The sequence below is a fragment of the Micromonospora sp. NPDC048907 genome (assembly GCF_055586885.1).
Genome location: NZ_JBVJHI010000006.1, coordinates 418444 through 431779, shown reverse-complemented (window position 1 = coordinate 431779; position 13336 = coordinate 418444). Strand labels below are relative to the sequence as shown.

Genomic DNA, 13336 nt, shown 5'->3' with positions numbered 1-13336 from the left:
GCGTCAGTTGACGACGAAGAGCAGCCGGTTCGGCGAGCCGGAGCCGGGGTTGGTCACCTTGCCGGTGGTGGCGTTGGTGGTCAGGTAGCTGGTCACCTGCGCCGGGGTGTACGACGGGTTGGCGCCGAGCACCAGCGCCGCCGCGCCGGCCACGTGCGGCGACGCCATCGAGGTGCCGCTCAGCGTGCTGCTGGCGGTGTCGCTGGTCCGGTAGGCGGAGACGATGCTCGACCCGGGGGCGAAGATGTCCACGCAGGAGCCGTAGTTGGAGAAGGACGAGCGCGCGTCGCTGCTGGTGGTGGAGCCGACGGTGATCGCGGCCGCGGCCCGCGCGGGCGAGGAGTTGCAGGCGTTGGCGCTGGAGTTGCCGGCCGCGACGGCGTAGGTGACGCCGGAGTTGACCGAGCTGGTCACCGCGTTGTCGATCGAGCTGCTGGCGCCGCCGCCGAGGCTCATGTTGGCCACGGCCGGCTTCACGGCGTTCGAGGTGACCCAGTTGATGCCGCTCACCACGCCGGTGGTGCTGCCGCTGCCGGAGCAGTTGAGCACCTTCACCGCGATGAGCCGGACGCCCTTGGCCACGCCGTACCGGGTGCCGCCGACGGTGCCGGCCACGTGGGTGCCGTGGCCGTTGCAGTCGGTGTTGTTGCTGTCGACGGTGTTGGTGCCCCAGGTGGCCCGGCCACCGAAGTCGGTGTGGGTGGTCCGGATGCCGGTGTCGATGATGTACGCCCGGACGTTCGAGGCCGTGTTCGGGTAGGTGTAGCTGGAGTTCAACGGCAGGTTGCGCTGGTCGATCCGGTCCAGGCCCCAGGACGGCGGGTTGGTCTGGGTGGCCTGGGTGGTGACCACCCGGTCCTGCTCGACGTACGCGACGGCCGGGTCGGCGGCCAGCCGTCGGGCCTGCGCGGGGCTCATCGTCGCGCTGTAGCCGGTGAGGGCGGCGCTCCACACCGTGCCGACGCTGCCGCCGTAGCGCTTGGCCAGGCCGGCGGCCCGGTCCGGCACGGCGGTGCGGGCGGTGAGGCTGTTCGCGGGGCCGACGGCGTCGCCCTTCAGCACCACGAGGTAGCTGCCGCTGATGGCGTCGGGGGCGGAGGCGTAGCGGACGTCGCCGGTCGGTGCGGCGAGGGCGGGGGTGGAGGCGGCGGCGGTGAGGGCCGCGGCGGCGGCCGTGACGGCGAGCGCGCGCAACGCGCGTCGCCGGGGAACGGACACGTCGGACATCGTCTGGCTCCCTACCGGGCGCGCCCGGGCTCTCGGACACCGGGGACGCCCATCGGCGGATGTTGGGGCAGATGGTAGCCATACATCGATGAACATAAAAGAGATAACGGCCGATACCCTGAGCTGGTGGTATGGATCCGCCGGGTGCCGGCCGGGAGAGCGGCCGCGGAGGGCAGGATGACGACGTGGACCGTCACGACATGCTGCTCTCCCCCGCCGGCGTCGACGCGCTGCGCACCGCGCTGACCCGGGCGGCCTTCACCGCCAACGGCATCGCCGACCGGCTCGGCCCGCAGGCCACCGGCGCGGTGGCCCGCAACGACTTCCGCGCCGCGCTCCGCGCCACCGAGGACCGCGACCCGCTCGCCACGCTGATCCGGGTCTTCATCTGCGACCAGACCGAGCCGGAGCCGGCCGTGGCCGCCGCGCTCGCCCCGCTGACCGTCGAGGAGGCGCTGGCCGGGGGCCTGGTCGAGCGGCACGGCGACGGGTTGCGCGCCGGGGTCGACCTAGAGCCGTACGGGGACGACTGGTTCGTGCTCGCCGACGTGCCGGCCAGCGCCCGCCCCGGCCGCCCGCTGCACGCCCAGCACGTGCTGGGCATCGGCGGGGCCACCCAGACGCTGATCGGCGCGACCGTGCGCCGGCCGGTGGAGACCGCGCTGGACCTGGGCACCGGCTCGGGCGTCCAGGCCCTGCACCTGTCCACCCACGCCCGCCGGATCACCGTCACCGACGTCTCCGAACGGGCGTTGCGCTTCGCCGCCACCACCGCCGCCCTCAACGGGCAGGACTGGGAGCTGCTCCGCGGCGACCTCGTCGCCCCGGTGGCCGGCCGCCGCTTCGACCTGGTGGTCAGCAACCCGCCGTTCGTGGTCGGGCCCGGCACCACCACGCACGTCTACCGCGACTCCGGCCGGGTCGGTGACGCGATCGGGGCCGAGCTGGCCGCCGCCGCCCCGCACCTGCTCACCGAGGGCGGCACGATGCAGTACCTGGCCAACTGGGTGCACGTCACCGGCGAGGACTGGGCCGAGCGGGTGACCGGCTGGTTCGCCGGCACCGGGCTGGACGCCTGGGTCATCCAGCGCGAGGTGGCCGACCCGATGGCGTACGTCAACCTGTGGCTCACCGACGTCGGCGAGACCGCCGACCCGCAGCGGATGGCGGCCTGGCTGGACTGGTTCGACGCGCACAAGGTGGAGGCCATCGGGTTCGGCATCGTCTCGCTGCGCCGGACCGGCCACGACCGGCCGGTCGTCCGGGTGGAGGACCTGCGCCAGCGGGTGGAGCCGCCGCTGGGCGACCGGGTGGGCGAGTGGTTCGACCGGCAGGACTGGCTGCGCGCCCGGGGCACCGACGGTCTGCTCGCCGCCCGCTACCGGGCCGCCGACGGGCTCCAGCTGCGCCAGGAGGCCACCATGGGTGCGGAGGGCTGGGCCGTGGACCGGCAGGTCCTCGCCATGCCGCACGGGCTGCGCTGGTCCGAGGAGATCGACCCGCTGGTGCTCGCCCTGGTCGGCGGCGCGGACGGCCGGCTGCCGCTGCGCGACCAGCTCGCCCTGCTCGCCGCCGCGCACGACGTCGCGCCGGACGAGCTGGCCGAGGCGGCCGGGCCGATCGTGGCGCACCTGGTCGAGCGCGGCCTGATCGAGCCGGTGGCGGACTGATGCGGGCGGTGGTGCAGACGGTGGGCCGGGCCGCCGTGACGGTCGACGGCGAGGTGGTCGGCGCGATCACCGACGGGCTGCTGGTGCTGCTCGGCGTCACCCACACCGACACCCCGCAGGTGGCGGCCACCATGGCCCGCAAGGTCCACGAGCTGCGCATCCTGGACGACGAGCGCAGCGCCGCCGACACCGGCGCGCCGATCCTGGTGGTCAGCCAGTTCACCCTCTACGGCGACGCCCGCAAGGGCCGGCGCCCGAGCTGGACGGCCGCCGCCCCGGCCGAGCTGGCCGAGCCCCTGGTCGACGCGGTGGTGGCGGCCCTCCGCACCCGGGGCGCCACGGTGGACACCGGCCGCTTCCGCACCCACATGCTCGTCGAGAGCGTCAACGTCGGGCCGCGTACCGTGCTGCTGGAGCTCTGACCGCCCGGCGACGGCACGCTGGCGGAGTCACGTCAGGGCGGTACTCCGCCAGCGCAGGCCGTTCACGCGGCCAGGCCACGGCGGTAGAACCGTCGCATGTCATCGCCCTCACATCCCGTCCTCCGCAGCCGCACCAGACGCCGGCTGATCGCCGCCGCGGCGGCCGCCGGGCTGGTCGCGGCCGGGCTGGCCGCGGTCCAGACCCCCGCCGCCGCGGCCGCCCCGCCCACCACACCGCCGGCTCCGACCCGTGACCGCCACACCGTCACCCTGATCACCGGCGACGTCGTCACGGTGACCACCGCCGCCGACGGCCGGTCGACGGCCGACGTCGACCGGCCCGAGCACGCCACCGGCGGCGTCCACCTGCAGGAGAGCGGCGGCGACCTGTACGTGCTGCCCGACGAGGCGCTGCCGCTGCTGGGCGCCAACCGGCTGGACCGGCGGCTGTTCAACGTCACCGACCTCATCGAGATGGGGTACGACGACGCCCGCACCGCCGCGCTGCCACTGATCGCCACCTACCCGGCGGCGCAGGCCCGCGCCGCCCGCCCGGCCGCGCCCCGGGGCAGCCGGGTCGTCCGCGACCTGCCCAGCGTCACCGGCGCGGCGCTGGCCGCCGACAAGAGGCAGGCACGCGCCTTCTGGTCCACCGTGGCGCCCCCCGCGGCGGCCCGCTCCGCCGCCACGCTCGGCGCCGGGCTGGGCAAGCTCTGGCTGGACGGGCGGGTGACGGCCGACCTGAAGGAGAGCGTGCCGCAGATCGGGGCGCCCGAGGCGTGGGCCGCCGGCTACGACGGCAGCGGAGTCACCGTCGCGGTCCTGGACACCGGCGTCGACGCGACCCATCCCGACCTGGTCGACCAGATCGACGAGAAGGTCAGCTTCGTGCCCGGCGAGGACACCTCCGACGTCAACGGGCACGGCACCCACGTCGCCTCCACGATCGCGGGCACGGGGGCCGCCTCCGGCGGTGCCTACAAGGGCGTCGCGCCGGGCGCCGACCTGATCGTCGGGAAGGTGCTCAGCAACGAGGGATACGGCCAGGACTCCTGGATCCTCGCCGGCATGCAGTGGGCGGCCGAGTCGGGCGCGGACGTGGTCAGCATGAGCCTCGGCGACTCGTCCCTGACCGACGGCACCGACCCGATGGCGCTCGCCGTGGACACCCTCTCCGCCCGGTACCGGACGCTGTTCGTCATCGCGGCCGGCAACGCCGGACCGCAGACGATCGGGTCACCCGGCACCGCCGGCAGCGCCCTGACCGTCGGCGCGGTGGACAAGCAGGACCAGCTGGCCTGGTTCTCCAGCACCGGCCCGCTGGCCGGAACCGGAGCCCTGAAGCCGGACCTCGCCGCCCCCGGCGTCGCCATCACCGCGGCCCGCTCGCAGCAGACCGGCGGCTCGGGCATGTACCAGAGCATGGACGGCACCTCGATGGCCACCCCGCACGTCTCGGGAGCCGCGGCGATCCTCGCCCAGCGCCACCCGGACTGGTCCGGCCAGCAGATGAAGGACGCGCTCATGAGCAGCGCCAAGGGCCTGGCCGACAGCTACACCCCGTACGAGGTCGGCACCGGCCGGCTGGACGTGGCGGCCGCCGTGCGCACCGGCGTGCGGGCCACCGGCTCGGCCTTCTTCGGCACCTTCGACTGGCCGCACGAGCCCAGCGACGCCCCGGTCACCCGGCCGGTGAGGTTCACCAACTCCGGCGGCACGGCCGTCACCCTGAACCTGGCCGTCACCGGTACCGGGCCGTTCACGCCGGGCGCCGCCTCGGTGACCGTGCCCGCGGGCGGCAGCGTGGACGTCCCGGTGACGGGCGACCCGCGCGGCGCCGCCACCGGCCAGCTCACCGGCTACCTGGTCGGCACCGACGCGGCCACCGGCACGGCGGTCACCCGCACCGCCCTCGGTCTGCTCAAGGAGGACGAGCGGTACGACCTGACGATCAGGCTGCGCGGCCGGGACGGCAAGCCGGCGAGCTCGACGGTCGTCGTCAAGATGGCGGGCGAGTTCTACCCGTGGCAGTACGCCGTGGACGGCGAGCGGACGCTGCGCCTGCCCCGCGGGACGTACACCGTCGAGGCGGCGCTGGACGTGCCGGGTGAACGGGCGGACGGCCTGGGCCTCGCCCTGCTGGTCGACCCGGAGACCGTGCTCGACGGCGCGGCCGAGGTGGTGCTCGACGCGAGCCGGGCCCGACTGCTGGAGACCACGGCGCCGCAGCGCACCGAGGACCGGCAGCGCCGCCTGGACTTCGAGGTCGGGTACGCCAACGGCGACAGCTTCCGCGAGGCGTACCAGATCCCGGTGAAGTACGACGACCTCTATGTCATGCCGACCGACCGGGTCGGCCAGTCGTCGTTCACGATGGCGGCCCGGTGGCGCAAGGGCGAGCCCATGCTGACCCTGGCCGTCCCCGGCCGGTCGCCCGTCGACGCCACGGTGCAGCCGGGCGCCACCCTCACGGCGGGCGCCGAGACGCTGCGGCCGGTCTACGCCGGCACCGGCACCCCGGCCGAGTACGCGGGCCTGGCCGTCAAGGGCGGGATCGCGGTGGTGACCCGCAGCGACGCGATCACCCCCGCCGACCGGGCGGCCGCCGCGGCGGCCGCCGGGGCGACGTTGCTGCTGGTCGTTCACGACGGCCGCGGCACCCTCAACGAGTACGTGGGCGAGTCCCCCATCCCGGTCGCCAGCGTGCACCGCGACGCCGGCGCGACGCTGATCCGGCTGGCGAAGGCGGGCACGCCGAAGCTGAAGGTCGCCCGCACGCCGTACGCGGACTACGTCTACGACCTGACCCGGGTCTGGCCCGGCCGGGTGCCGGACCGGCCGCTCACCTACCACCCGCAGCGGAGCGACCTGGCCCGGATCGACGCGCGCTACCACGCGGTCAAGGACACCCCGGGCTCCGGCTACCGGTACGACATGACGTTCAACCCCGCGGTCGGCTTCCAGGAGTCCGAGTGGCACCCGGGCACCCGCACCGAGTGGGTGACCCCGGACGTGGTCTGGCACGAGTCGCACCAGCAGGCAGGTTGGACCGACACGGCGTACTTCAACACCTACCGTCGGGGCACGACGACCCGGTTGGACTGGTTCGCGCCCGCCGTCCGGCCGGCCTTCAACCGGGCGTTCGCGGTCCGGAACAGCAGGTACCAGGACTACATGACGCTCAACGTGCAGACCTGGAGCCCGTCGGACGACGTTCTGGAGCACGGCGGCAACCTGGAGTGGGGTTCGGTGCCGACGACCCTCAAGCTCTACCAGGGCGACACGCTGCTGCACGAGAACCCGTACAACTCCGACCTGCAGTGGAAGGAGGTGCCGGCCGGCACCCTGCCGTACCGGCTGGTGCTCGACGCCTCGCGGCCGGCGGAGGACTGGCGGCTGTCGACGCGTACGCACACCGAGTGGGACTTCGTCTCCAGCTCCAACGACGCCGACCAGTTCGTGCCGTTCGCGCTGCTCCAGCTCGACTACGCGCTGGAGACCGACCTGCGGGGCGACGTGAAGGCCGGCAGCCGCCTGCCGATAAGCGTCAAGGCGGGACCGCAGCCGGGCGGCACCGGCACCGGGAAGGTCACCTCGGTGAGCCTGGAGGTCTCGTACGACGACGGCGCCACCTGGCAGTCGGTGACCCTGCGCCGGGGCGACGGTGACCGCTGGACCGGCTCGCTCACGCCGCCGAAGCGGCCGGGCGGCTTCGTCTCGGTGCGGGCCCAGGCGCGCACCGACGCCGGCTTCGGCATCCGGCAGGAGCTGACCCGCGCGTACGGCCTGCGGTGAGGTGGCCGGCGGGGTCCCGGGACCGGCACCGTCCCGGGGCCCCGCCCCACTCCGACCCCTGGTCAGGATCGATCGCCGTGCCCCATACTCTCCGTGCCGTCGGCGGAGGGAGGCAGCCACCGATGCTGGGCGTGTTGGGTCTGGGCCCCGACGACGAGGCCGTCTACGGTCTGCTGGTCCGGCAGGCACAGGCCGGCCCGGCCGAACTGGCCGACGCCCTGCGGATGCCGTTTGCCGCGGTCGAGGCGGCGCTGTCCCACCTGACCGCCTGCGGCCTGGTGAAGGACGGGCCGGACGGCGCGTTCTCGGTGGCGCCGCCCGCGGTGGCGCTCGGCGCGTTGCTCAGCGAGCAGCGCAACGCCCTGCGCAGCGCCGAACTGGCGCTTGTCACGCTCGCCGAGGAGTACCGCGGGGCCGTCGCCGGCCGGGCCATCGACGAACTCATCGAGGTGGTCAGCGGCGTCGACGCCGTCCGGCACCGGTTCGCGCAGGTGCAGCACGCGGCACGCACCGAGGTCCGCAGCTTCGTCACGATCCCCTTCATCGCCGTGCCACCCGGCGAGAACGCGGTGGAGTCGGTGGCGGTCGCCCACGGGGTGCGGTTCCGGGTCGTGATCGACCGGCCGACCCTCGCCGAGCCCGGCGTGATCGCCGAAACCCTGGAGTCCCTTCGCGACGGCGTCCAGGTGCGGGTGGTCGACGCGCTGCCGATCAAGATGATCCTCGCCGACGCCGAGCTGGCCCTGGTGCCGCTGACCGCCACGCCCGGCGGCGAGCCCGGCGCGGTGCTGCTGCACCGCACCGGGCTGCTGGCCGCGATGGACGCGCTGTTCGAGAACGTGTGGCGGCACGCCCACCCGCTCCACGCGGCGGCGCTCACCGGCGCGGCGGACGACCTCGTGGTCACCGAGGCCCGGGACGGCTTCACCGAGCTGGACCGCAAGATCATCGCCCTGCTGCTGGCCGGCCTCACCGACCAGGTGGTCGCGGCCCAGCTCGACCTCTCCCTGCGCACCGTGCAGCGGCGCCTGCGCCACCTCATGGACCTGGCCGGCGTGCAGACCCGCATGCAGCTGGGCTGGCACGCCGCCCGCCACGGCTGGGCCTGACCGTCGGCGGCCGGGCCTGACCGTCGGCGCAGCCGGGCCGGTCAAAAGAGCAGCCGGGCCGGTCAGAAGAAGAGGCCGCGGCGGGACAGGGACTGGCGCAGCCAGCCGTCCAGCTGGGCGGCCCAGTCGGTGCGGTCCGCCGTCGCGTGGTCGACCGTGAAGCGGCCGAACGCGTCGCGGCCCTCGGTGAACATTCCGCCGCGCTTGTCCAGCTCCAGCACCACCTGCACCTGCTGCGGGTCGGTGACGAAGGTCAGTTCGAGCTGGTTCATGGCCCGCGCGTACTGCGGCGCCGGGTGGAACTCGATCTCCTGGTAGAACGGCAGGCTCTGCCGTACGCCGTAGAGGTGGCCGCGCTCGACGTCGGCCCGGGCGAACCGGAAGCCCAGCCGCAGCAACGCCTCCAGCAGCCGCTCCTGGGCGGGCAGCGGGTGCACGGCCACGGCGTCCAGGTCGCCCTTGTCGACCGCCCGGGCCACCTCCAGCTCGGTCCGCAGCCCCATGGTCATCCCGTGCAGGTGCTGGCCGTACAGGTCGGTGAGCGGGGTCTCCCAGGGCACCTGGAAACGGAACGGCACCTCGTACCGCTGCCCCGGGTCCAGCCGGAACGCGCCGGTCACCTGCGCGCGGCCGAACTCCTGCGTGGTGTCGTACTCCGAGTCGCCGCTCTCCACCTCGACCCGGGTGACCAGGCCGAGCGCGACGTAGCTCACCTCCACCGGGTGGTCCCCGCCGACCACCTGGACGCGGCCCTCCACCTGCCCGCCGGGGCGGCAGTTCGGGTTGGCCAGCACCGTCTCCACCGACGGTCCACCCACACCCATCGCCTGCATGAGCCGCTTGAAGACCACCACGTCCTCCGATCGCCTGTGCGTCGCCGGGCCTCGCTGGCCGGCCGCTGCACGGTAACCGGGCCCGGCAAGGCACAGCCGCCGTTCCGCCCGGATTGCTGTCGGGTCCCCGATCGCCTCACTCCCGTTTCACGCCCCGCCCGCCAAGCTGTTCCTCACCGGCACCACCGCGCCGGCGGACGGCACGAACCGGTACGGCACGACGGACACGGGGAGAGATCGAGATGGCCCAGCAGATGATCGAGCACCAGGACATGGACGTCACCATGACCGATCTGGACGCCACCGACGAGCGCGGCGTCTCCACGGACCTGGTCCGGGCGTACCTGAACGGCATCGGCCGCACCAAGCTGCTCACCGCGGCGCAGGAGGTCGAGCTGAGCAAGCGGATCGAGGCCGGCCTGTTCGCCGAGGAGAAGCTCTCCACCTGCACCCCGGTCTCCGGCGAGCTGCGCGCCGACCTGGAGCTGGTCGCGGCCGAGGGCCGCGCCGCCAAGGACCACCTGCTGGAGGCCAACCTGCGGCTGGTGGTGAGCATCGCCAAGCGCTACACGGGTCGCGGCATGGCGTTCCTGGACCTCATCCAGGAGGGCAACCTCGGCCTGATCCGCGCGGTCGAGAAGTTCGACTACACCAAGGGCTACAAGTTCTCCACCTACGCCACCTGGTGGATCCGCCAGGCCATCACCCGCGCCATGGCCGACCAGGCCCGCACCATCCGCATCCCGGTGCACATGGTCGAGCAGGTCAACCGGATGGTCCGGGTCCGCCGCGAGCTGTCGGTCACGCTGGGCCGGGAGCCCACCGTCGCCGAGGTGGCCACCGCGCTGGAGATCCCGGAGTACCAGGTGATCGAGCTGATCTCGTACGACCGGGAGCCGGTGAGCCTGGACCAGACGGTCGGCGAGGACGGCGAGAGCGCGCTGGGCGACTTCGTGGCCGCCGTCGACCCCAACGCCGAGCCGGGCGAGGCCGCCGGCGACGGCGAGCTGCGCAACGAGGTACGCATCGTGCTCGCCACGCTCTCCCAGCGGGAGCAGGCGGTGATCCGGCTCCGGTTCGGCCTGGACGACGGCCGGCAGCGCACGCTCGACGAGGTGGGTCGCGAGTTCGGGCTGTCCCGGGAGCGGATCCGGCAGATCGAGAAGGTGACGCTGCTGAAGCTGCGCGCCCCGGAGCGGGCCAACCGGCTGGAGGCGTACGCCTGCTGAACTGACCGACGCGACAGGCCCCGGCGGTGCGCCGGGGCCTGTCGCGCTTGAAGCGGCGGCCCGCAGCGACCACTCTGGGGCGATGAACTGGACACTGGAAGTAGTGGTCGTGCCGGTCTCCGATCTGGACCGGGCCAAGAGCTTCTACGCCGAGCGGCTCGGGTTCGCCGTCGACCACGACACCGACCTGGGGGGCCTCGGGCGGATCGTCCAGCTCACGCCCCGGGGCTCCGGCTGCTCGATCGTCCTCGGCCGGGGCGTCGTGCCCGAGATGCCGCCGGGCTCGCTCAAGGGGCTGCAGCTGGTCGTGCCCGACCTGGAGAAGGCCCACGCGGAGCTGGTCGAGCGGGGCGTGGCGGTCAGCGAGATCCAGGTGATCGGGCAGAACCCGGGCCCGGTGCCGCACCCGCTGGACAACGTCGGCTTCGTCTTCTTCACCGACCCGGACGGCAACGCCTGGGCCGTGCAGCAGATCTCCAGCCGGGCCTGAGCCTCACAACCGGCGCGGGCCGGTGTCCGGACGGGGTGCCTCGGCGCCGGTGCGGACGGTGGCGTGCAGCACCGAGATGCCGTCCGGCCGGGCCAGCACCGGGTTGAGGGTGAGCGACCGGACCCGGGGCTGCTCGTCGGCGAGCCGCCCCACCCGCAGCAGCAGGTCGACCAGGGCGGCCCGGTCCACCGGCGCGGCGCCCCGGTGACCGTGCAGCAGCGGCGCGGCCCGGGGCTCGTCGACCAGCTCGGCGGCGTCCCGGTCGGTCAGCGGCACCGCCCGCCACGCCCGGTCGCCGAGCAGTTCGGTGGCCACGCCACCCAGGCCGAAGCCGACCACCGGCCCGAACGCCGGGTCCTCCACCAGCTCCACCACGCAGGCCACCCCGGGCGGGACCATCGGCTGGACCAGCACGTCCGCGCCGAAGACCGGCGCCATCTCGTCGTACGCGCGGCGCAGCGCGGCGGCGTCGGGCAGGTCGAGCCGGACCGCGCCCAGGTCGAGGCGGTGCCGCAGCCCGGGGGCGGCCGCCTTGAGCGCGACGGGCCAGCCGAGCCGTTCCGCCGCCACCACCGCCTCCCCGGCCGAGTGCGCCGGCGCCGACTCCACCACGTCGATGCCGTACGCCCGCAGCAGCGCCGCGGGGTCGGCGCCGTCCGGGCGCAGCGCGGCCTGACCGGCCGACCGGTCCACCCGGTCCAGCTCGGGCAGCACGCCGGGCGGGCGGCGCAGCCAGTCGGCGTACGTGGTGACCCGGGCCAGGGCCCGGACGGCCTCCTCCACGCTCGGATAGGCGGGCACCCCGGCGGGCACCCGGCCGGCGAGGAAGGTGGCCACCACGGGCTTGCCGGTGGTGGACGCGTCGGGCAGCGCGGCCGTGAAGTCGGCCTCCGGGTCGGTGAGCTGGCCGGGCAGCGGCGGGGCGAACACCGCCACCACGGCGTCCACCCGCTCGTCGGCGGCGGACGCGGCGAGCGCGGCGGCGTACTCGGCGGCGCCGGCCCGGGGGCCCACGTCGTGCGGGTAGCCGTCGGCCACGGTGAGGCCCTGGGCCGCGCAGGCGGTGGCGGCCAGCCCGGTCAGCGCCGAGGAGTTGCCGACCACGGCGACCCGGCGGCCGGCCGGCAGCGGCTGGTGGGCCAGGAGCACGCCGACGTCGAGCAGTTCGGCGACGGTGTCCACCCGGACCACCCCGGACTGGGCGAAGAGCGCGCTCACCGCGGCGGCGTCCAGGGCCGGCGCGTCGCCGACCCCCGGCGGGCGGGCCAGCGAGGCGAGCGCCACGACCGGCTTGCTCCGGCCGATCCGCCGGGCCAGCCGGGCGAACTTGCGCGGGTTGCCGAACGTCTCCAGGTAGAGCGTGATGACGTCGGTGCCCGGATCGTCCTGCCAGTACTGGAGCAGGTCGTTGCCCGAGACGTCGGCCCGGTTGCCGGCGGAGACGAAGCTGGACAGGCCGAGCCCCCGCCGGGACGCCTCGGCGAGCAGCGCCACGCCGAACGCGCCGGACTGGCTGAAGACGCCGACCCGGCCGGGGGCGGGCAGCACGGGGGCCAGGGTGGCGTTGAGGCGTACCGCCGGGTCGGTGTTGGCGACGCCGAGGCAGTTCGGGCCGACCACCCGCATGCCGGCCAGGTGGGCGGCGCGGACCAGGGCGCGCTGGGCCGCCGCCCCCGCCGGGCCGGACTCGGCGAACCCGGCGGAGATCACCACCAGGCCGTGCGCGCCGGCCCGCGCGGCGTCGGCGACCACCTCGGTCACCGCCTCGGGGGCGACGGCCACCACGGCCAGGTCCACGTCCTCGCCGGCGTCGACCGCCGACGGGTACGCGGGCAGCCCGGCCACCGTCGCCGCGGTCGGGTGCACGGGGACGATCGCGCCGGTGAACCCGCCGTCGCGCAGGTGCCCGAGCAGGGCCGCGCCGACGCCCTGGCCGGTGGTGCTGGCGCCGTAGACGGCGATGCCGCGCGGGGCGAGCAGCCGGGCGATCGAGCGGGCCTCGGTGCGGTGCTCCCGGCCGCGCTGCACCTCCAGCGTCGCCTCGGTGGGCGCGATCGGGAAGTTCAGGTGCACGACGCCGTCGGCGTACTGGCGCTGGACCTGGTAGCCGAAGTCGGAGAAGACCCGCAGCATCGTCCCGTTGGCCGGCAGCACCTCGGCGACGAAGTGCACGATGCCGTAGCGCCGGGCCGCGTCGGCCAGGTGCTCCAGCAGCACCGAGCCGATGCCCCGGCCCTGGTACGCGTCCTCCACCACGAAGGCCACCTCGGCCTCCGGCGAGCCGGGCCCGAGCCGCTCGTAGCGGCCGACGGCGACGATCCGGTCGCCGGCCAGCACCACGAACGCCTCCCGGTCGCGGTGGTCGACGGTGACGAACCGTTGCAGGTCCCGCTCTGGGATGCGCGGGTACGGCGAGAAGTAGCGCAGGTAGCGGGTGCGCTCGGAGAAGCGCGAGTGCATGGCCACGACGGCCGCGGCGTCGTCCGGGCGGATCTGCCGCAGCTGGACGGTCGTGCCGTCGCTGAGCAGCACGTCCACCGGTTGCTCGACGGTGGTCACCG

At 74.6% G+C, this 13336-nt stretch carries 8 protein-coding genes and 1 pseudogene; 6 read left to right on the top strand and 3 right to left on the bottom strand.

Going from position 1 to position 13336, the window contains the following annotated elements:
- Positions 1 to 12: 12 nt before the first annotated feature.
- Positions 13 to 1227: pseudogene (locus ACZ6PY_RS23445) on the bottom strand (S8 family peptidase); the annotation flags it as partial.
- Positions 1228 to 1412: 185 nt separating this feature from the next.
- Between ACZ6PY_RS23445 and ACZ6PY_RS23440 the strand changes: the two are divergent.
- The 4 genes from ACZ6PY_RS23440 (at position 1413) to ACZ6PY_RS23425 (ending at position 8223) form a co-directional block, all read left to right on the top strand.
- Positions 1413 to 2897, top strand: coding sequence for a DUF7782 domain-containing protein (locus tag ACZ6PY_RS23440; RefSeq protein WP_466075009.1), 1485 nt, complete (start codon positions 1413 to 1415; stop codon positions 2895 to 2897).
- Positions 2897 to 3319 carry a D-aminoacyl-tRNA deacylase gene (gene dtd, locus ACZ6PY_RS23435; RefSeq protein ID WP_466075008.1) on the top strand — a complete coding sequence of 141 codons (423 nt, stop codon included), beginning with the start codon at positions 2897 to 2899 and terminating at the stop codon, positions 3317 to 3319. Before ACZ6PY_RS23440 ends, dtd begins: the two co-directional genes overlap by 1 nt.
- Positions 3320 to 3415: 96 nt before the next feature.
- Positions 3416 to 7114, top strand: a complete 3699-nt coding sequence (locus tag ACZ6PY_RS23430; protein WP_466075007.1) for a S8 family serine peptidase — start codon at positions 3416 to 3418, stop codon at positions 7112 to 7114.
- A gap of 122 nt (positions 7115 to 7236) precedes the next feature.
- Positions 7237 to 8223, top strand: a complete 987-nt coding sequence (locus tag ACZ6PY_RS23425) for a transcriptional regulator TrmB (RefSeq protein ID WP_466075006.1) — start codon at positions 7237 to 7239, stop codon at positions 8221 to 8223.
- A gap of 62 nt (positions 8224 to 8285) precedes the next feature.
- Here the strand turns inward: ACZ6PY_RS23425 and ACZ6PY_RS23420 are convergent, their stop codons facing one another.
- Complete coding sequence (locus ACZ6PY_RS23420; protein ID WP_466075005.1) at positions 8286 to 9074, bottom strand: sporulation protein; 789 nt, start codon at positions 9072 to 9074, stop codon at positions 8286 to 8288.
- Between the two features lie 224 nt (positions 9075 to 9298).
- On the opposite strand from ACZ6PY_RS23420, the gene sigB reads away from it, so the two are divergent.
- The gene (gene sigB / locus ACZ6PY_RS23415) at positions 9299 to 10285 is read left to right on the top strand and encodes an RNA polymerase sigma factor SigB (protein WP_466075004.1); all 987 of its coding nucleotides are present in this window, start codon (positions 9299 to 9301) and stop codon (positions 10283 to 10285) included.
- Between the two features lie 82 nt (positions 10286 to 10367).
- A complete protein-coding gene (locus ACZ6PY_RS23410; RefSeq protein ID WP_466075003.1) occupies positions 10368 to 10775 on the top strand; it encodes a VOC family protein in 408 nt (135 codons plus the stop codon).
- A 3-nt stretch (positions 10776 to 10778) separates the two neighbouring features.
- Here the strand turns inward: ACZ6PY_RS23410 and ACZ6PY_RS23405 are convergent, their stop codons facing one another.
- Positions 10779 to 13334, bottom strand: a complete 2556-nt coding sequence (locus ACZ6PY_RS23405; protein ID WP_466075002.1) for a bifunctional acetate--CoA ligase family protein/GNAT family N-acetyltransferase — start codon at positions 13332 to 13334, stop codon at positions 10779 to 10781.
- Between the last annotated feature and the right edge of the window lie 2 nt (positions 13335 to 13336).

Bases quoted from the DNA above. Each gene is read 5' to 3' on its own strand.
- dtd (WP_466075008.1), top strand. From the start codon at position 2,897: ATGCGGGCGGTGGTGCAGACGGTGGGCCGGGCCGCCGTGACGGTCGAC.
- ACZ6PY_RS23430 (WP_466075007.1), top strand. From the start codon at position 3,416: ATGTCATCGCCCTCACATCCCGTCCTCCGCAGCCGCACCAGACGCCGG.
- ACZ6PY_RS23425 (WP_466075006.1), top strand. From the start codon at position 7,237: ATGCTGGGCGTGTTGGGTCTGGGCCCCGACGACGAGGCCGTCTACGGT.
- sigB (WP_466075004.1), top strand. From the start codon at position 9,299: ATGGCCCAGCAGATGATCGAGCACCAGGACATGGACGTCACCATGACC.
- ACZ6PY_RS23410 (WP_466075003.1), top strand. From the start codon at position 10,368: ATGAACTGGACACTGGAAGTAGTGGTCGTGCCGGTCTCCGATCTGGAC.